The 18,234-nt window shown below is 70.9% G+C and carries 17 protein-coding genes; 11 read left to right on the top strand and 6 right to left on the bottom strand.

Features of this window, described 5'->3' with window-relative positions; all coding sequences use genetic code 11:
* From LPA41_RS43080 to LPA41_RS29115, 5 genes are read left to right on the top strand one after another with little or no spacing between them, the layout of a single operon-like run.
* The gene (locus tag LPA41_RS43080; protein ID WP_229074100.1) at positions 1-1,032 is read left to right on the top strand and encodes a glycosyltransferase; all 1,032 of its coding nucleotides are present in this window, start codon (positions 1-3) and stop codon (positions 1,030-1,032) included.
* Positions 1,029-2,240, top strand: a complete 1,212-nt coding sequence (locus LPA41_RS29130) for a hypothetical protein (protein ID WP_229074099.1) — start codon at positions 1,029-1,031, stop codon at positions 2,238-2,240. The genes LPA41_RS43080 and LPA41_RS29130 overlap by 4 nt, the downstream gene beginning before the upstream one ends.
* Entirely contained in the window at positions 2,237-3,307 is a 1,071-nt protein-coding gene (locus LPA41_RS29125) for a glycosyltransferase family 1 protein (RefSeq protein ID WP_229074098.1), read from the top strand. Before LPA41_RS29130 ends, LPA41_RS29125 begins: the two co-directional genes overlap by 4 nt.
* A gap of 1 nt (position 3,308) precedes the next feature.
* On the top strand, positions 3,309-4,628 hold the full coding sequence (locus LPA41_RS29120; protein WP_229074097.1) for a hypothetical protein: 1,320 nt from the start codon (positions 3,309-3,311) through the stop codon (positions 4,626-4,628).
* Positions 4,615-6,030 carry a polysaccharide biosynthesis tyrosine autokinase gene (locus LPA41_RS29115; RefSeq protein WP_229074096.1) on the top strand — a complete coding sequence of 472 codons (1,416 nt, stop codon included), beginning with the start codon at positions 4,615-4,617 and terminating at the stop codon, positions 6,028-6,030. The genes LPA41_RS29120 and LPA41_RS29115 overlap by 14 nt, the downstream gene beginning before the upstream one ends.
* Here the strand turns inward: LPA41_RS29115 and LPA41_RS29110 are convergent.
* Together LPA41_RS29110 and LPA41_RS43075 are read right to left on the bottom strand one after the other, a co-directional pair.
* A complete protein-coding gene (locus tag LPA41_RS29110; protein ID WP_229074095.1) occupies positions 6,011-6,586 on the bottom strand; it encodes a low molecular weight phosphatase family protein in 576 nt (191 codons plus the stop codon). The two genes, LPA41_RS29115 and LPA41_RS29110, sit on opposite strands and share 20 nt — an antisense overlap.
* Before the next feature lie 67 nt (positions 6,587-6,653).
* The gene (locus tag LPA41_RS43075; protein ID WP_229074094.1) at positions 6,654-7,151 is read right to left on the bottom strand and encodes a DapH/DapD/GlmU-related protein; all 498 of its coding nucleotides are present in this window, start codon (positions 7,149-7,151) and stop codon (positions 6,654-6,656) included.
* Positions 7,152-7,207: 56 nt separating this feature from the next.
* On the opposite strand from LPA41_RS43075, the gene LPA41_RS29100 reads away from it, so the two are divergent.
* Positions 7,208-8,161, top strand: a complete 954-nt coding sequence (locus LPA41_RS29100; protein WP_229074093.1) for a glycosyltransferase family 2 protein — start codon at positions 7,208-7,210, stop codon at positions 8,159-8,161.
* Between the two features lie 53 nt (positions 8,162-8,214).
* Complete coding sequence (locus tag LPA41_RS29095) at positions 8,215-8,580, top strand: response regulator (RefSeq protein ID WP_229074092.1); 366 nt, start codon at positions 8,215-8,217, stop codon at positions 8,578-8,580.
* A gap of 7 nt (positions 8,581-8,587) precedes the next feature.
* Here LPA41_RS29095 and LPA41_RS29090 read toward each other — a convergent pair whose 3' ends face one another.
* Positions 8,588-10,915 carry an ATP-binding protein gene (locus LPA41_RS29090; RefSeq protein WP_229074091.1) on the bottom strand — a complete coding sequence of 776 codons (2,328 nt, stop codon included), beginning with the start codon at positions 10,913-10,915 and terminating at the stop codon, positions 8,588-8,590.
* A 79-nt stretch (positions 10,916-10,994) separates the two neighbouring features.
* A complete protein-coding gene (gsmA, locus tag LPA41_RS29085; RefSeq protein ID WP_304523804.1) occupies positions 10,995-12,104 on the bottom strand; it encodes a sporangiospore maturation cell wall hydrolase GsmA in 1,110 nt (369 codons plus the stop codon).
* A 215-nt stretch (positions 12,105-12,319) separates the two neighbouring features.
* On the opposite strand from gsmA, the gene LPA41_RS29080 reads away from it, so the two are divergent.
* A complete protein-coding gene (locus tag LPA41_RS29080; RefSeq protein WP_229074090.1) occupies positions 12,320-13,231 on the top strand; it encodes a phosphatase PAP2 family protein in 912 nt (303 codons plus the stop codon).
* Positions 13,228-13,848: a general stress protein gene (locus LPA41_RS29075; protein ID WP_229074089.1), complete on the top strand. Its 621-nt coding sequence runs from the start codon at positions 13,228-13,230 to the stop codon at positions 13,846-13,848. The genes LPA41_RS29080 and LPA41_RS29075 overlap by 4 nt, the downstream gene beginning before the upstream one ends.
* Before the next feature lie 769 nt (positions 13,849-14,617).
* On the opposite strand, the gene LPA41_RS29070 is transcribed toward LPA41_RS29075, so the two are convergent.
* On the bottom strand, positions 14,618-15,373 hold the full coding sequence (locus LPA41_RS29070; protein ID WP_229074088.1) for a SigB/SigF/SigG family RNA polymerase sigma factor: 756 nt from the start codon (positions 15,371-15,373) through the stop codon (positions 14,618-14,620).
* A gap of 249 nt (positions 15,374-15,622) precedes the next feature.
* Between LPA41_RS29070 and ppgK the strand changes: the two genes are divergently transcribed.
* Together ppgK and LPA41_RS29060 are read left to right on the top strand one after the other, a co-directional pair.
* Positions 15,623-16,426: a polyphosphate--glucose phosphotransferase gene (gene ppgK, locus LPA41_RS29065; RefSeq protein ID WP_229074087.1), complete on the top strand. Its 804-nt coding sequence runs from the start codon at positions 15,623-15,625 to the stop codon at positions 16,424-16,426.
* A gap of 13 nt (positions 16,427-16,439) precedes the next feature.
* Entirely contained in the window at positions 16,440-16,907 is a 468-nt protein-coding gene (locus tag LPA41_RS29060) for a PPOX class F420-dependent oxidoreductase (RefSeq protein WP_229074086.1), read from the top strand.
* Positions 16,908-17,056: 149 nt separating this feature from the next.
* Here the strand turns inward: LPA41_RS29060 and LPA41_RS29055 are convergent, their stop codons facing one another.
* Positions 17,057-17,671, bottom strand: a complete 615-nt coding sequence (locus LPA41_RS29055) for a hypothetical protein (RefSeq protein WP_229074085.1) — start codon at positions 17,669-17,671, stop codon at positions 17,057-17,059.
* Positions 17,672-18,234 lie beyond the last annotated feature (563 nt).

The raw sequence follows: 18,234 nt of genomic DNA, 5'->3' as shown, positions 1-18,234 counted from the left end.
GTGCGCATCCTTCATGTCACCGAGTGCTACTCCGCCGGAACCGGCGCCGTCGTCAACCAGATGGCCGCCGGCCTGGACCGCGACGAGCACCACCTGCTCTGGCACGCCGACGCCGACCCCTGCACGCCGGCCGGCTTCACCAGCACCACCCGGCTGCCGGCCGGCGCCGGCGCCCGGATCCGCGCGGTCACCGACGCGGTACGGCGGCTGCGCCCCGACGTGGTGCACGCGCACTCCAGCTGGGCCGGTATCTACACCCGGCTGGCCCGGACCGGCGTGCCGGTGGTCTACCAGCCGCACTGCTTCGGCTTCGTGAACCCGGCCGTCTCCGGCTCGCAGCGCGTCGTCGCCCGGGTCGCCGAGTCGGTGCTGGCCCACCGGACGGCCGCCATCCTCGCGGTCTCCCCGTACGAGGAACAGCTGGCCCGCCGGGTCTCCCGGCTGGCACGCACCCACGTGGCAGTCGTGCCGAACCGGCCCGGCATCAGCACCCGGCCACCGGCCCCGCGACCCTCCGGCACCCCGGTCATCTCCATGATCGGCCGCCTCACCGCGCAGAAGGACCCGCTCTTCTTCGCCGAGGTCGCCGCCATCGTCCGCGACCGCGACCCCCGGGTCCGGTTCCGCTGGATCGGCGGCGGCGACAACGAGGTCCACCGGCACGCCCTGACCACCGCCGGTGTCGAGATCACCGGCTGGCTGCCCCAGGACGCCATGGCCGCCGCCCTGGCCGGCAGCGACCTCTACCTGCACTGCGCCGCCTCCGAGGGCTTCCCGATAAGCGTCCTCGACGCGGCCGCCGCCGGGCTGCCCCTGGTGGTCCGCGACATCGCCGCCTTCACCGGCCTCCCCCTGCCCACCGCGACCGACCCCACCCAGGCCGCCGACCGGGTCCTGGAAATCCTCAGATCACCCACTGCCCGCGCCGATTCGCTCCGTGCCGCAACCAACCTGCTCCGCACCATGAACGCCGGCCGTCAGACCGAGATGCTCGCCGGCGTCTACCGCCACGTCGTGAAGGCCGGTCGATGAGATCACCGCTGTCGCTCGCCGGGAATCTGCAACGCTCGCAGATCTCGGTGCAGGCGCTCACCCGCCTGAGCAGCGTCGCGGTGTTTCTGATCGCCTCCTGGAGCGGGCACTCGGACCTGGTTCTGGTCGCGCTCCAGGGCACCCTGCTGGCGATCCCGTACGTGCTGCAGGAGGCTCTGCTCGGCCGCCCGATCGCCCGCGGTGTCGTCCCGCCGGATTGGGACCCGCGAGCCTGGGCCACCCGGACGGCACTCGCGACGACGCTGATCATCGCTCCGGTGGTGGTTTTCGTACCGCTGATCGCGGTGCCGGGCGGCGGCGGATGGGCGTGGGCTGCGACCGCCGTACCCGTGCTCTTGCAGGTCTGGATTGAGAACCGGTACTGGCTGCTCAACCGGATCCGCTCGGTCGCCGCGGGAAACCTAGTGCCGCAGCTCACCGCGATGGGCACCGTCATCTCGGCGGTGCTCCTCGCGGCGACCGGCCGGAGCGTGCTGGTCGCCGCCGTACCGGCTCAACTGCTGGTGCTCGCATGGGCGGCCCGGCAGTGCCGCCGCGGCGCCGTCTCCAGCGGCATCCGGCCGGCGCTGTGGTCGTCCCTGCGCCCGGGCATGTCCTACGGCTTCGCGTCGGCGGTAGGACTGATGTTCAGCGTGGCCCTGCCGACCCTCGCCGGCATCTGTGTCGGTGGCACGGCGATCGTGGTGATCCGGGCGCTGGAGCTCGTCTTCGGCCCGTTCCACCTGCTGCTCAACGCCTCGGTGCGGGAGGATCTGCTGCGCGGCCGGATCAGCCCGCTGTTCAGTCTGCCGAAGCTGCTGACGATCGGCAGTCTGCTGGTCACCGCCGTCGCCCTGGCCGGCAGCTCGGCCATCCGGCGCCTGGTCTCCGAGGATCTCGCCGCCACGGCCGCCCTGACCGTCCTCGTCTACTGCGCCTACAAGCTCTTCGTCCTCGTCAATACGTGGCAGGGGACGCGGCACATGCTGAACGCCTCCCCCGCACGATTCATGGTCACCAATCTGACGGCCAGCGCCATCGCCCTGTTCACCATCGCGATAGGTGCCGTCTGGATCCGTGACCTCCAGCTCTACCTCCTGCTTCTCTGCGGGAGCGAAATGCTGCTCATCACCTGGTACGCCCTGCGCAACGCCGAGGACAGGCGCCGCGTCCACATCCGCCCCCGACTGAAGGAGATGAGCGCATGACCGAGGTCAACCGGCGGATCTGGATCAACGGCCGCTGGACCAGCCAGCGGATCACCGGCACGCAGCGGTACGCCGCCGAGATGATGCGCGCGATGGATCCCGCCGACGCGGCGCGGTGCGTCGTCGCGTTGCCCGCCGACGCCGATCCCCCGCCGTGGCTCACCGAGCGGTTCACCTGTGTACGCAGCCGTTTCTCCGGAATGTTCTTCGAGCAGGTCTGGCTGCCGCTGCGTAGCTGGGGGCACACCCTGATCTCGATGTCGGGTCCCGCGCCGGTGCTCAAGCGCCGCCAGGTGGTCGTGATGCACGACGCTTCGGTCCGCCGCATCCCCGAAGCCTTTTCCACCGGCTTCCGCCTCTGGTACGAGGCGCTCTACCGGTTGATCAGCCGTGGACCGGCCCGCCTGGTGACGGTCTCGGAGTTCAGCGCCGGCGAAGTGGCCGACTGGCTGGGCGTACCGGCCGACCGCTTCCACGTCGTGCCGTGCGGCGCCGAGCACGTGGACGACATCGTTCCGGACGCGAGCATCGCGGACCGGCTGCCGGACGCGCCGTTCGCCCTGACGGTCGGTTCCCGGGCACCGCACAAGCGAACCGCGCTGGTGGTGGACCAGTTCACCGCTACCGGTGCGCATCTGGTCGTGGTCGGCGCCGCCCCGTCCGCACGAGTGCTCCGCACCGACATGCCCGAGGCACACACGGAGCACGCCGGGAACATCCACTACCTCGGCCGGGTCACTGACGCCGAACTCGCCTATCTCTACCGGCACGCGGGCGCCCTGCTCATGCCGTCGGTCTACGAAGGCTTCGGCATTCCGGTCGTCGAGGCACAGCGCCTCGGGTGTCCGGTGATCTGCGCCGGCAACGCGTCCCTCCCGGAGGTGGCGGGCGACGCCGCGATCATGGTGTCCGACCGGGGCGAACGTACCTACGCCGCGGAGTTCGCCGTGCTCAGCAACGATTCCCCGGCGCGTGCGCGGCTGCGGGAACGCGGGGCCGCCAACGCACGGCGCTACTCGTGGCGGGACGGCGCACGCCGGCTGCTCGACCTGGCGCGGAGCCGCTGACGTGCCGACCGCAACACGGATCCCGCTCTCCCAGCCGGCCCTGGTTCACCCGCTCTGGTTCCTGGTGTTCGCCGCCGTCCTGAGCACCGTGCCCGCCGCGCTGAGCACCGAGGGTCAACGCGGCGACTGGGGGCAGGATTGGGTGCTGAGCAACGGTGACCTCTGGTTGCAGGCCGCCGGCATCGGCTTTCTCGTGCTGGGCGTGGCGATCAGCGGCCGGACCGCTGCCACACCCTGGCTGACTGTGTCCGACGGATCGCTCGATCGCCTGGAGAAGCTGACCCGGATCTTGTTCTGGCTTGCGATGGCCGGCTACCTCGTCTGGTTCGGCCTCGCCGTGCTCCAGAACGGGCCGTCGTTCCTGACCGGTGGCTCGGGCGCGCAGAAGGCGGTGACCGTTCCCGGCATCACCACGCTGACCCAGGTCGGTCCCTTCGTCATCGCCGCATGCACGCTCCTGCACCGGCTGGGCCGCCCGCACCCGGTGATGCTCGTCCTGACGCTGGTCCTGGGAGCGATCCGGGTGGTCGCCAACAGCGAGCGGCTCGCCCTGCTCGAACTCCTGATGCCCCTCGCCGTGGTGCTCGCCCTGTTACCGCGGGTGCGCGGCGCCCGGGTACCCGGGCCGAAGAAACGCTGGCCGTCCGGCCTGGCCTTTCTCGGCTGGTCCGGTGCCGGGCTCGGCGCCCTGCTCGGCTTCTTCGCTCTGTCCGAGCAGAGCCGCAGCTGGAGCTTCTACGCCTCCCGCACGGATCAGACCCTGCTCGGGTTCTCCGCGGATCGGCTGCAGGCGTACTACGCCACCGCGACCAACAACGGCGCTCTCTACCTGCACGGTCTGAGCCCTGACCTGATAAGGCCGGAGACCACTCTGCAGTTCCTCTGGGAGTTCCCCGTTCTCGGCGGTGCCTTCCGCGCCATGTCCGGCGGGGATCGGACTTCGGGCACCGACCTCTGGCGGGCCTACCTGGACGCCCATTCGAACCCGGAGTTCAACAACCCCAGCGCCCTTCTTCCGATCTTCGGCGAGCTGCGGCTGCTCGCACCGGTGCTGCTCGTCCTGGTCGGTGTGGTCCTGGGTCGCGTCTACCGCAACGCCTGTGCCGGCTCGCCTGCCGCACTGCTCGGTTATGCGGTGGCCGCGATCGGCCTGCTCGAACTGCCCCGCTTCTTCTACTACGGCCAGGGGCGGGCCTTCCCGCTCGTGGTGGTCTGCCTGCTCGCGGCCATGTATCTGCGCGCACCCCGGCGTTCCGCCGCCGAAGCCCCCACGCAACAAACGTCGACACTGCACACCGGAGAGCGCCATGTCACTCGCTGAACTACTGCACGCCGTACGCGTTCGCTGGATCATCGTCCTGATCACGGTTGTGGCGGGCCTCGGTGTGGCGGCCGGGGTGTCATGGCGTCAGCCCGAACGCTACGAGGCCGGCACCCAGCTCTTCGTCTCGATGACGCTGCGCGGCACCGCCAGCAGCAGCCAGCTCGCCCAGGGCAGCGACTTCACCAGGGAGCGGGTCAAGTCGTACGCGGACATCGTCAACAGCCCTCTCGTCCTGGACGCGGTGCGTGAGCGGCTCGGCCTGCCCCTCACCACGGAGGAGCTGGCCTCGATGATCGAAGTCAGCTCGCCGCTCGACACAGTGCTGCTCGACATCAGGGTCACCGACACCTCGAAGGAGCGCGCCCGGCAGATCGCCTCGGCGCTGGGCACCGAGTTCCCCCGCTTCGTCGACCGGCTCGAACTGCCCAGCGGTGCAGTGGTGTCGCCGGTCAAGGTCTCGGTGTCCGGCCCGGCCACGGTGCGCACCGACCCGGTGTCCCCCAGCTGGCCGATGAATCTCGCCGTGGGACTGCTGCTCGGCCTGGTCGCCGGCATCGGGTACGCCGTAGTTCGTCAGCTGACCGACCGCACCATCCGGTCTCAGGACCAGGCCGCCCAGCTCACCGAGATACCGGTGCTGGGTGCCGTTCCCGCCGACTCGATGATGAAGACCCGGCCGCTGATCATCGACGACGGCGCCACCCCGCGGGCCGAGGCTTTCCGGCAACTCCGCACGAACATCAGATTCCTGTCGGTGGACCGGAGGCTCTCCAGCTTCGTGGTCACCGGGGCGATGCCTGGCGAGGGCAAGACCACTGTCGCCGCGAACCTCGCCGTCGCGCTGGCCCGGGCCGGTCAGCCGGTGGTACTGGTCGATGCGGACATGCGACGTCCGCGTCTGGCGGACACGTTCGCCATCCCCGGCGGCGTCGGACTCTCCACCGTGCTGATCGACGACGTGTCGATCCACGAGGCCTTGCACCAGTGGCGGTCTGATCTGCCGCTCTACCTGCTCCCGGCAGGCCCGGCGGCACCCAACCCCAGTGAGCTGCTGGCCAGCAACAAGTTGCGGCGGATGCTCGACACGCTGCGTGACTCCGGGATGATCGTCATTTTCGACTCGCCCCCGCTGCTGCCGGTGACCGACGCGGCGATCCTGGCCCGGGAGACCGATGGCGCGTTCCTCGTCACCGGAATCGGCAGCACCCGGATCGACCAGCTCACCGGCGCAGTCGACTCGATCCGCCGGGCGGGTGGCGCGGTTCTCGGCCTGGTCGCGAACCGGGTGACCCGCAGCCGTGGCTCGGCGTCGGCCTACTACACCGCGTACACCGACGCTGTGCCCGCCCCCCAGCACCGGTCGGAGGACTCGTCCCTGGTCACAACCGGCCGACGATGACCGATACCGCTGCCTCGATCTCCTCGGCCGCTTGCCGGTACTCCCGGCGACCCCGACCCATCGGGTCGGCGACGTCCAGCATCTCCGGGGGCACCGGCGCCAGGTGTCCCCGGCGGGCCCGAGCCGTGTCGGGCAACGCCGCGACGCGCTCCAGCAACGGAGATCCGGGGATCTCGTGGCGCGAGGTACCGTCCAGCAACCAGGCCAGCTCCCGCCAGGTGAAGGTCTTGGGAAGCAGGCGGCGGGGCGAGGTCGCGACCAGTTCGTCGCGCTGCCGGCGTGAGGCGGTCAGGACGAGAGCGGCGTCCTCCGCTTCGGCGAGTTCGATCAGCCGGGAGGTGAAGACGGGCACCGCCAGCCCCCGCTTTCCCAGTTCCGCGACGGCCAGCTCCTGCATCGGCCGGCCCGGCGGGCCTACGAGCCCGGCACTACGGATCGTCAGCAGCTCGGCCGCCGAGCCGTACCGGTCGTGGAGCATCGCCTTCATCAGGTGTTCGGCGAGTGGCGAGCGGACCTGGTTGCCGGCACAGACGTGCAGGACGGTGGTGTGCGGCACGTCCCGGCCGGACAGCGCGGATGACAGCCAATTCCCCTTTCTTCAGCGACCGGTCGCCTCGACCCGGTCAGACCGGCAGGTCGCGGACCCGCCGGGCCGGCACACCGGCATAGACACCGTCGGGCGCGGTGTCCCGGGTGACGACCGCGCCGGCACCGACCACGCAGCCGGGTGCGACGGTGACACCGGGCAGGACCGTCACGCCGGCACCGAGCCAGCAGCCGTCCCCCACGGTCACCGGCCGGGGTGTCAGGTCGCCACCGCGCCTGGTCCGGTCCCCGATCTCGTGTGCGCCGGTGAGGATCATCGTACGGGGGCCGACACGGACGCGTTCCCCGATTCTGATCGGCGCGGCGAAATCGAAGTAACCCTGATAGGCAATGGTTGACCCGGCCGCCACGGACATCCAGGAATCGCCTACGAAGAACGACCCGGGTGAAATGAAGACATCGGGGCCGACCCGGACGCCGGCATGGGACAGAAGACGCCCACGGTAAGAGTTCGGGACGATCGCCGAATTGATCAGACCGACGACGACAAGCTGCTTACGGCGACGGTTGTCCACCGCGCCATCGTGCCATGCCGGCCGGCGCCGGGCGGCCACGAGACAGAAAGACGAATGTGACGATCCGCTGGGCAATAGCCGTCTCCACCAGGAACCGACCGGACGATCTCGTCCGGCTCGTCGACTCTGCCGCGCGCCAGGGAACTCCGCCGGCCGCGATCGCCGTCGTCGATCAGAGCAGCACGCCGATGAGCGAGGCCCGTGCCCGCATCACGGCTATCGCTTCCGCGGCCGGATCCGTCCTTTTCTGGGAGAACGGCGGCGGCGGTCTGAGTGCCGGGCGGAATCAAGCTTTCCGCATGCTCTCCGGTCATGCGGATTGGGCTGTCACGACCAACGACACCTCGATTCTCGACGCCACTTTCAGTGAATCCGTGACGCAGTCGGCGACGACCTTTCCGGTGGCCTCCTGTCTGGTGGGGACGTACGCGCACGACGGCACGGCATTACGGTCACCGGGCGACGCCGGCCACCGGCTGCTCGGCCGTGAACTGTGGCTGCCGATCGAGCCGGCGTGCGTGTGGAACGTGGCGGACGTCCTCGCCTGTGGTGGCTTCGACGAGCGCATCGGGACCGGATCGGCCGGGTCGGCCCAGTCGGGCGAAGGCACCGACCTGCTGGTCCGGCTGTCCGGCCGGGGCGGAATCGTCGCCGCTCCCGGCATCGTGGTTCACGGCCGGCCGCACGCCTACGGGCTCTCCCCTGCGGGCCGGGTGGCGAAGGACTACGCGTACGCGGTCGGCACCGGTGTGGTGTACCGGCGGCACTTCGCCGGCCCGATGACCCTGGCCAGGGTGTTCTGGCCGGCGATCCAGGGGGTGCTGCACGCCGCGCGCACCCGGGACGGGGTGGACCTGCGGTGCGGACTCGCCCGGGCACGGGGGCGGGCGTACGGATACTTCCGGCCGGAGCAGGCTCTGCGCACCTGCGGCCGGGGCAATGCCAGCGACCGGTGGCGCTCGCCGGGTGCCGGCCTGCCCACCGGGCGGGCCGGCGGCACCGTGTCCTGAGTGCCCCCTCGATCGGTATCCCTGGAAACGGCTACCGAGAGACGAGGCCCACGGTGATCGTAGTCGCGGAGGATCACGAGGACATCCGGTACGTGCTGAAGCGTTCCCTGGAACGCGCCGGTCACCGGGTGGTGGCGGCGGCCGACGGGGCCGCCGCGCTGGCGGCCGTCAAGGAGCATCGGCCGGATCTGGTGGTGACCGATGTCGACATGCCGCACATGACCGGACTGGATCTGTGCCGGGCGATCCGGGCCGACGACGCGCTGCGGCACATCCCGGTGGTGGTGGCGAGTGGGTCGTTGCTGCCCGGTGATGGCCGGGCCGAGGAGGCGGGCGCCTCGGCGACCCTGCTGAAGCCGTTCGTGCCGGCCCAGTTGCTGGCCCTGATCGCGACGCTGCTGCCGGTCGCCGGCACCTGACGGCGGTTCAGGCCTGGTCCTGCCGCTGCTTCTCCGGCCGGGGCATCCGCAGCGGCTGCTCCCGGGCCGGTTGCGGCATCCCCAGGCCGGGCAGCTGGGCCGCCTCCAGGATCGCGGCTCGTTCGGCGAGTGCCCGTTCCAGGGCGGCCCGCACGGCGGCGTCGTCGTTCTCGGCTGTCGAGCCCATGTCCCGTCCTTCCAGCACTGTGTCCGCCGGTACGCCGGGCAGTGTGACGAAGAAGCGGCTGCCACCTCCCGGGTTGTCGGTGACGTCGATCTCGCCGCCGTGCCGCTCCACGATGCGCCGGCAGATGGCGAGGCCGAGCCCGGTTCCGGCATAGCGCGCGGCCTCTTCCGTACGGTGAAATGTCTCGAAGATGTGCGGCTTCTCGGCGTCGGGGATGCCGATGCCGTTGTCCGCCACCTCGATCCGCACCCAGCCCCCCGACTCCCCCGGCCCGTCCGGGGCGAGGCGTGACGAGTCCACGACGACGTGCGGCGCAACGCCGGGCCGGACGTATTTGAGTGCGTTGCCGATCAGGTTGTCCAGCAGGTGCCGCAGCATGCCCGGGTCGGCCTGGACCGGCGGCAGCGGCCCGATCGACCAGGTGACGTCGTCCCGGTGCGCGGTCCGCTCCTCGATCACCTGCCGGGCCAGCGCCGCGACGTCGAGCGGCACCGGCCGCAGGGGCGCGTTGCGTGCCGTGGTGTAGGCGAGCAACGTCTCGATCATCGTGTCCATCCGGTCGATGGACCCGACGATGCGCAGCAGGCGTTCCCGGGTCGGGCTTTCCGGCGGCAGGTCGTCGAGGGCCACCTCGGCGTGGCCGTGGGCCAGCGCGAGGGGCGCCTTGAGGTCGTGCGCCACCACGCCCGCGAAGACCCGCAGGTCGGTCTCGTAGCGGCGCAGGTCGGTGATGTCCCGGAAGACCGCGACCGCGCCGCGCAGGCCGGCACTCGGGTCGAGCGGCCGCCCGTCGACGCTGATCAGCACCCCTTCGGGTCGCTGCTGATTGCGGATCACGACCTCCACCTGGTCGGCGGGTTCGCCGTGCAGCGCCCGGATCAGCGGCATCTCCTCGACCGGCATCGGGGTGACGCCGTCCGGCCGGAAGACGCCGTAGTGCTGCTGCCACTGCTCCGGGTGGTCGTTGGCCTCGTCGGTACCCATCAACCGTTTGCCGGCGGGGTTCTCCACCAGCACCCGGCCGGTCTCGTCGACCACGCTGACACCGTCGCTGATGCTGGTCAGGACCGCGCCGAGCAGCCCGGCCTGGCGGCGGCTCTCCTCCTCGGCGACCCGCAGCTCCGCGGTGGCGACCTCGACCTGGGCGCGCGCCCGGGCCCGGCCGGTGGCGAGCACGTGGACCAGCCAGGACAGCAGGCCGGTGAGCAGCCCTCCGCCGACCAGGACGAGGGCCGGCATCTGACTGCGCGCGCCGGGCAGCCGGGCCGAGTCGGCCTGGGTGACAAGGGTCCAGGTCCGGTCGCCGACGGTGAACGGCGCGCTGCGGGTGAGGTCCGGGTCGCCGGGTGCCGACCAGTCGACGACTGTCACCTGACTGCCGTCGCTGTCGGTGGCGATCAACCGGCCCAGGAGCTGACCCTGGCTGATCGTGCCGAGCACGCCGGAGAGGAAGTCGCGCCCGCGCAAGCCGAGCATCATCCAGCCACGGAACTCCGGGGTGTTGGCCCGGCTCCAGATCGGCGTGGCGAGCACGAACGACTGCTGCTGCCGCCCGGCCGGCATGGTGCGGTCGCTGAGCAGGACGTAGGTGTCGGAGACCGCGGTGGCGTGGATGCGCCGTGACTCGGCGAGGACGTTCGTCAGTTCTGGGGCGTTCCGGAGATCGGTGCCGACGGCCGGGGTGTCGCCCTCGTGCAGGGTCCGGGCGTAGACGGCGAAGTAGTGCTCGTCCGCGGGTTCGGCGGCTCGCAGGGTCAGTGCGGCGGCGCCGAGCCCGCGCCAGCGTCGCTGTTCGGCCGGGATGTCGGCGGTGCGGACCGGGACGACGTACGCCGCCGCCGTCGCCCCGAGCAACCCGGCGTCCGCCATTGGCTCGCTCGCCACGTCGAACTCGTCCCAGGTCAGCTCCCGGTGGGTGGCAGCCCCGGCGGCGACCGCCTCGAGCAGGGCGCGGTACCGGGCGATCTCGGTCTGCACCGTGGCGAGCGCCGCCGCGTGCCGCTGGTCCATCACCCGCTCGGCGCGTTCCCGCTGTGCCGCCCGCAAGCCGCCCGCCACCAGCACGGTGACCAGCAGTCCCGTGAGCAGCACCCCGGCGGCGAGGAGCGGGCCGGCGAACCGGCGCTCCCCGTCCTTGCGTCGCTCCACCATCAGAAGCGTATGCCGAATATCAGGCATATACCGCAGAACGCCCCCGCCAGCCGGAGCTGACGGGGGCGGGCGGCGACTACTTCCAGGTGTTGTACTGGTACAGGTTGTTCGTCTTCATGATGCCGGTGACCTTGGAGACGTAATTGGGGTCGGTGGCGTACCCGGCCTTCCACACCTGCTCGATGAACTTGTCGGCGTTCTTGGTGTACGCGAACGCCGGGGTGTAGCGCTTGTTGTTCCGCAGGAAGTGCCCGTGGTCACGGAACGAGCGGGCCATCGAGCCGTACGTGCGGAACGCGTCGTCGATCTGGAAGCACTTGCCGGCCTTGGAGCACTCGGTCGTCCGGTAGACGTGGCAGCCGGTCGCGTGCGGCCCGTAGGCACCGTTCTGGCACTTGATGCCGAAGTAGTTGCGGTCGACCGACGACAGGCCGCTGCGGCCCCAGCCGGACTCCAGGATGGCCTGCGCGATGGTCACCGACGGCGGCACGCCGTACTCCCGCCAGCCCTGCTGGGCGCCGGGCACGGCCGCCGCGATGAACTGCGCGGGCGTGAGCACGGGGGCGGGCACGGGAGGCGTCCCGGTGCAGGCTTTCAAGGTGCCGGAGAGGATGTACGCGTGCGCCACGTACCGCCCGTCGGAGATCTTGTCCCACTGCGCCGTGGTCCGCACGGTCCCGGCGACGCTGGTGCCCGGCGCCGCGCACACCAGCTTGAGCACGGTGTTGTTGGTCAGGCTGCCGGCCACCGGGTACGCGGTGCCCGGTCCGCTGCGGACGTTGACCGCCCCGTCGGCGGTGCGCACCGTGCCGGTCACCAGGGCCGGCGCGGCCGGGGTGGTCTTCTTCGCCGGCGCCGCACACGCCGGGATCTTCTTGCTGGTCCGCACGTAGCTGTGCGAGACGTAGGTGCCGTTGGTCAGCCGGTCCCAGACCTTCGTGGTGCGCACCTTGCCGCGCACGCTCGTCCCGTTCACCGCGCAGGCGATCGAGACCTTCCGGTTGTCCTTGACCGTGCCGACGGCCTTGGCGGCCGTGGAGGGCGCCGCGCGCACCTTCAGCTCACCGTTGACGTCGATGGTCGCCGTGACCCCGGCCGCGTAAGCCGGAGCGGCCATACCCGCCCCGGTCCCGGCGGCAAGCACCAGCACCAGGCCGGTGAGCAGTCGTCGGGTCGTGTGCCTCATGGGAAACGTCTCCTTCGTAACGGTCGGCGTCCGTACGAAGGTCGCGGTCGGGGGTTGCTCCTGCGGGGCCCGTCCGGGTGCCACCGGGTTGCCGTGCCGCCACCGGTGTCCGGTGTGGCCGGTGTGGCACGCGAGACAGGTGCCGCCGGGGTGCTTGAGAATTCGCGTGACGGGGAAAGCCGTGTCGGCATCAGTCGCCGCTCTTGGAGGTCGAATTGACGACCGTCGCCCCGCAGCCGGTCCGGCCCGTCGCGCCACCCGGCCGCAGCCTCTGGCACACGGTTTCGCCACTGTTCGTCGCCGTGCTGTCGGCAGCAGCCGTCGCGGCGATGTACCACGTCTTCGTGCAGACCTCGCTGGGGCAGGCGGTGGACACCACGGCCATGCTGGGCGGCGACGTCAGCCACCCCCGGGTGACGGACGTGCTCGACCGCGCCCTGCAGTACACCCACCTGACCCTGCTGGCGCTGGTCTGCGTGCTCGCCGCGGCGTTCGGCGTGATCCAGCGCCGGCTGGACCTGGCGATCGGCGCGTTCGTCCTGGTGGTCGCCGCCAACCTGACGACCCAGCTGCTCAAGAGCGGCCTGGCGCGGCCGGACCTGGACGGCAACCCGCTGCCCAACTCGTTCCCGAGCGGGCACGTGACAGCCGCCGCCTCAGTGGCGTTCGTGCTGGTCCTGGTCTTCCCGCGGGCGCTGCGCGGCACGATCGGGCTGGTCGGCGCCGGTTACGTCGCGGTGGTCGCGATCGCCACCGTCTGGGCGGACTGGCACCGGCCCAGCGACGCGGTCGCCGCCCTGCTGGTCGTGCTGGCGTGCGGCGCGCTGGTGGTCTGGGCGGTCCGGTTGCGGCGGGCCGCCGGGGTCCGCCCGCTGCACCTGCCGAACAAGCTGGTCATGGTGGTGCTCGCGATCACCGGCGCGGTCACCGCTGCGGCCGGCGGCCTGGGACTGCTCACCGTGGCCCTGACCGAGCGCGGCTCCCCCGACCTGGTGTCCGGCCAGTTCGCTTTCCTCACCGGCGCGGCGGGCATCGTCGCCTGTGTCGCCGGCACGTTCATCATGTGGGTCCGGCTCACGGCGGACGAACCGCCGGCCGGCCGGCCCGTCCCGGGAGGCACAAAATGACCACTCCATCGAACGACTCGCCCACCACACCCGTCCCGAACGCCGTCCCGGCGACCGCCGCCGGCCCGGGACCCGCCGCCCCGACGGCCCCCGGCGCGGTGCCGCCCGGACCGGCCGGCGTGCCCGCCCTGCCCGCGCAGACCGGTGGCGCCGGCCCGGCCGGACCCACCGTCGTGGTCGGCACCTACCCGCAGTACGCGCAGGCCCAGCAGGCCGTCGACCACCTGTCGGACAACAAGTTCCCGGTGGAGCGAACCTCGATCATCGGCACCGACCTGCGCCTCGTGGAGAACGTGCTGGGCCGGCTCACCGTCGGCCGGGCTGCGGCCGCGGGCGCGGCCAGCGGCGCCTGGTTCGGTCTCTTCATCGGCCTGCTGTTCGGCATCTTCAGCGACACCGGCTGGGTCGGCGTCATCCTGACCACGGTCCTCGTCGGCGCGGTCTGGGGCGCCATCTTCGGCGCCATCGCGCACGCCGCGACCGGCGGCCGCCGCGACTTCACGTCGCGCAGCTCCCTGCAGGCCGCCCAGTACGCCGTCCTCGCCGACGCCGAGGTCGCCGACGAGGCCCGAGCCCTGCTGGTCCGCCTGAACTGGCAGGCCTCCGGAGCCCAGTGACCCCCCGTCACCGCGTGAATCGTCCCAGCCGGGAACTGCTCGATCGCCTGGCTCGGTACGACTGGCTCGGTATGACTGTGCGGCTTGATCAGCTCAGTTGGCCGGTGATCAGCTGACATCGGAAGTGGCGGGCGGGACTCACGGTACGACTGGTTTCGTGCCCTCAGTGAGACTTGTCCGCCTGCTGCTTCCGGCGCCGGCCCGGCCCCGGTCACCCGCCGTTCCGGCAGCAGCATCGCACCACCGCCGCGAGGCCCCCTTCACCTCCCGCCGTGTAGCCCTCTTCACCGCGCGCCGCGCCCAGAAGCCCTACCAAGCCCGCCGGTATCACGATGTTGATCAGCTAGCGCTACGAAATCGCTGTGATCAAGGGGTCAAAACCGCGATTTCGCATCGCTAGCAGATCAACACCGCCGCGCGGACCGAGAAGGCGGGCCGGGACGCTGCGCGAACCCACCGCAGCACTGCTCGACACCACCCGGACCACAACGAGAGCCGCGCGCGGCACCCCGCCGCGCGCCTGTAGTCCGCACCCCGCCGCGCGCCTGTAGTCCGCGGAGCCGTCCCCCGCGCCCACAAACCCAGGTCAACCACTGACAGACCGCCCAAGCTCACCGTGGTGTGACCGCAACCCCAGTCGCATCGCGCCGTCGATGACGAGGGTGCCGAAATCGGCCAGGCGAAGCCGTGGTCGATTCCGGTGCCCTCGTCATCGACTCAAAGGGCGCGATGCCGCCGAGCGGAGCGAGGCCGTATACCCAGCAACCGACTACATCTCCAGGTGGCGGCGGAGCTTGGTCAGGGCCTTGGTCAGCAGCCGGGAGACGTGCATCTGCGAGATCCCGATCTGGTCGGCGATCTGCGACTGGGTCAGGTTGCCGTAGAACCGCAGCGTCAGAATCTTCTGCTCACGCTCGTCGAGCATCGCCAGCGCCGGCCCGAGAGCCACCCGCGTCTCCGCGATCTCGTACTCGTGGTCCTCACCACCGAGGGTGTCACCCAGCTCGGTGTTGCCGTCCGCCGAGATCGGCGTGGACAGACTCGTCGCGTTGTACGCCCGAGCACCCTCCAGCCCCTCCAGGACCTCCTCCTCGGAGATACCCAGATGCGCCGCGATGTCCGGCACCGTCGGCGAGCGCCCCAGCGAATGCGTCAGCGTGCTGTTCGCCTCGGTGATCGCCAGCCGCAACTCCTGCAACCGCCGCGGCACCCGCACCGACCACGTCCGGTCCCGGAAATGCCGCTTGATCTCACCGATGATCGTCGGAATCGCATACCCCGCGAAGTCGACCCCACGCTCCGGGTCGAACTTGTCCACCGCCTTGATCAAACCCACCGTCGCCGTCTGAATCAGATCATCGGTGGGCTCACCCCGCCCCGAATACCGGTGCGCCAGGTGACGAGCCAGCGGAAGCCAGGCCTCGATGACCTGGTCGCGGAGTTTGGCGCGGCGCCCGGGCGGCGCGGTGGCCAGGGTGTCGAGCAGTTGGGCGGCGCTGCTGGGCGCCGTGTCGAGAAGGGTCATGACGTGGTCCTCCATCAGACGGGCAGAGAGCCGTGCCCGCGAGCGGCGACCGTTCTGAGATGCAACGCTAGCCGAGAAGGCTAGCGGCGCCTAGCTGAAAGTATGAGTGACGTTGCGTGAATGCGGTAATTACGCACCGAGTTCATCCTAGAGTGTCGGGCGCTCCCGGTCCGGTGAGCGCGGGATTCAATGTCGGCCCTGCGTGGTAGACACCATCCGAACACCCGAGCGGAAGAACGGAAACAACGGATGACCATCCTCGGCATCGACATCGGCGGCTCCGGTGTGAAAGGCGCCCCGGTCGACACGGTGCGTGGTGAGCTGCTCGGCGAGCGGTTCCGCGTGCCCACCCCCCAGCCGGCGACCGTGGACGGCGTCGTCGAGGCGGTGGCGGAGGTCGCCGAGAAGTTCGGCGACTGCGACAGCGTCGGCATCACCTTCCCCGGCGTCGTGGTGGACGGCGTGACCCGCACCGCGGCGAACGTGGACAGGTCCTGGCTGGACGCGCCCGCCGCCCAGCTCTTCGCCCGGCGGCTGGGCAAGCCGGTCACCGTGCTCAACGACGCCGACGCGGCGGGCGCCGCCGAGGTGGCGTTCGGCGCCGGCCGCGACCAGTCCGGCCTGATCATGATGGTCACCCTCGGCACCGGCATCGGCACCGCGCTCTTCCTCGACGGCGTGCTGATCCCCAACACCGAGCTGGGCCACGTCGAGATCGACGGCAAGGACGCCGAGCTGCTCGCCGCCGACCGCATCCGGGAGAGCAAGGAGCTCTCCTGGGAGCAGTGGGCGCCCCGCGTCGAGCGCTACCTGCGGCACATCGAGATGCTGCTGGCGCCGCGTCTGTTCATCATCGGCGGCGGTGTCAGCAAGAAGTCGGAGAAGTTCTTCCCGCTGATCGACATCCGCACCCCGATGGTCGCGGCCACACTGCTCAACAACGCCGGCATCATCGGCGCGGCGGTCAGCGCCGAGCAGGCCGCGCAGGGCCCGGGCGGGCAGGACCCGGGTGCGATCCAGGTGGATGCGGCGGCCCAGGCCGCACGGGACTGAGGGGTACGGAGTCATGGCGCGCACCATCGCGACGAACAACCGGGTCGGCCGGGCGGAACTGGTCGAGTTCCTGCGTCCCCGGCATCACGCGATCCTGATGACCACCCGCAAGGACGGCCGGCCGCAGTCCTCGCCGAACACCTGCGGCGTGGACGCCGACGGCCGGATCGTCATCTCCAGTTACCCGGAGCGGGCCAAGGTGGCGAACATCCGCCGCGACCCGCGGGTCACCCTCTGCGTCCTGTCGGACGAGTGGAACGGCCCGTGGGTGCAGGTGGACGGCGTCGCCGAGGTCATCGACCTGCCGGACGCGGTCGAGCCGCTGGTGGAGTACTTCCGGGTGATCTCGGGCGAGCACTCGGACTGGGACGAGTACCGCCAGGCCATGCGGGACCAGGGCAAGTGCCTGATCCGCGTGACAATCGAGTCCTGGGGCCCGATCGCCACCGGCGGCTTCCCACCCCGCCTCGCCGAAGACTGACCAAGAAACGACTGACCGAGAAAGAACACGAACACAGCGCAACAAAGCAAGGCCGGCACCCCAGGAGGACAGAGGGCACCGGCCTTGCTCGTTCAGGGGTCAAGCGCAACCAGATCCGGATCGCGCCCGTCGGTGCCCTCGACACCGACTCAGAGGGCGCGATCCTCGCCGAGCGGAGCGAGGCCAGCCGACTCAGCGAGGCCAGCAGGCTCAGCATCCAGCAGGTAGAGCAGGGCGTCGCGGTGCATGGCGGCGATGGGCTCGAGCAGGTCGGGGTGGCGCAGGAGCGTGGCGGCCTCGCGGTCGCGGGCGTCCGGGGACAGCAGGCGGCGGAACTCGTTGGGCAGGCCACCGGCGCGACGGCCGTGCGGGCGGGGCCGGGGCTCCGGGATCGGCATGGCGGCGATCACCGAGTCGACGCCGCGGCGGGCCAGCATCGGGTCGGCGAGCAGGCAGGCCGCCCAGCTGACGACGACCTCGTCGACCCAGGTGCGCCAGCCCTCGCCGTCGGCGAACTCGTCCTCGGGCTCGCTGCCGGCCTTCCAGTCGAGCAGGGCCGAGCCGCCGGGGCCGGCGATGGCGACGAGTGCCGCGTCGACCTCGGTCGGGTACCGCAGCCAGGCCGCCACCGTGATCGCCTGACGGGCCTGCAGCTCGGCGAGGGTGTGCGCGACCGTGTTGGACTCGCCACCGGGGTAGGCGCGGGCCAGCCAGTGGGTGCTGGCGGCGATCACCGGGGACAGAGCGGTCGACGGTCCGGCCACTGAAGTAAACCTCCTGCTCAGGCGCCCACCGTGTTCGGTTGGCGTCAGGGGTATAGCTCGGCCGCCCGGTACGGGTCTTGAGCTGGGTTCCTCGATGGCAACGCAGGGCAACCGTTCCGCTCCTCTGACCGCGCGGATCGCGTCCGGCTTGGCCCGCGGATCGCGACCCGGCGGACTTTTCGTGATGAACGTGACGGACATCCCACCGCTCGCGTGGACCCGGATCCGGGTGGCGAACCTCCGGGCGCCGTTCGCCGAGGTGGCGTTGCCCGGACCGGCCGCGGTGGTGCGGGGGCGGCGGGCCGGCGATGTGGTGCTGCCGGCTGGAGCTGTCCCCGAGGTGCCTACTGTCCGTGACGAGCGACTGTTGCGTACAGGTGAACTTGTCGTGTTTTCCGGCGGTGCGTGGCCGCGTCTGGATGCGCCGCGCCAAGAGGTCTCCGGTAGGTTGAGACGCATCGGCGGTCGGCCGGTTTCATTTCCTCCACTGCGGAGAAGTCATAGGACGCCGGCGGTGGTTTTTCCGGTCGCCGAGTCCTCTCGCGCCCCTCTGACTACGGTGG

This window comes from Actinoplanes sp. DH11, assembly GCF_020873875.1.
In the GTDB taxonomy this organism is placed as follows: domain Bacteria; phylum Actinomycetota; class Actinomycetes; order Mycobacteriales; family Micromonosporaceae; genus Actinoplanes.
This window is presented reverse-complemented; position numbering and strand designations above follow the sequence as displayed.

Excerpts from the sequence above, each read along its gene's own strand:
- LPA41_RS29130 (WP_229074099.1), top strand. The coding sequence starts at position 1,029 with ATGAGATCACCGCTGTCGCTCGCCGGGAATCTGCAACGCTCGCAGATC.
- LPA41_RS29125 (WP_229074098.1), top strand. The coding sequence starts at position 2,237 with ATGACCGAGGTCAACCGGCGGATCTGGATCAACGGCCGCTGGACCAGC.
- LPA41_RS29115 (WP_229074096.1), top strand. The coding sequence starts at position 4,615 with ATGTCACTCGCTGAACTACTGCACGCCGTACGCGTTCGCTGGATCATC.
- gsmA (WP_304523804.1), bottom strand. The coding sequence starts at position 12,104 with ATGAGGCACACGACCCGACGACTGCTCACCGGCCTGGTGCTGGTGCTT.
- LPA41_RS29075 (WP_229074089.1), top strand. The coding sequence starts at position 13,228 with ATGACCACTCCATCGAACGACTCGCCCACCACACCCGTCCCGAACGCC.
- LPA41_RS29070 (WP_229074088.1), bottom strand. The coding sequence starts at position 15,373 with ATGACCCTTCTCGACACGGCGCCCAGCAGCGCCGCCCAACTGCTCGAC.
- ppgK (WP_229074087.1), top strand. The coding sequence starts at position 15,623 with ATGACCATCCTCGGCATCGACATCGGCGGCTCCGGTGTGAAAGGCGCC.
- LPA41_RS29060 (WP_229074086.1), top strand. The coding sequence starts at position 16,440 with ATGGCGCGCACCATCGCGACGAACAACCGGGTCGGCCGGGCGGAACTG.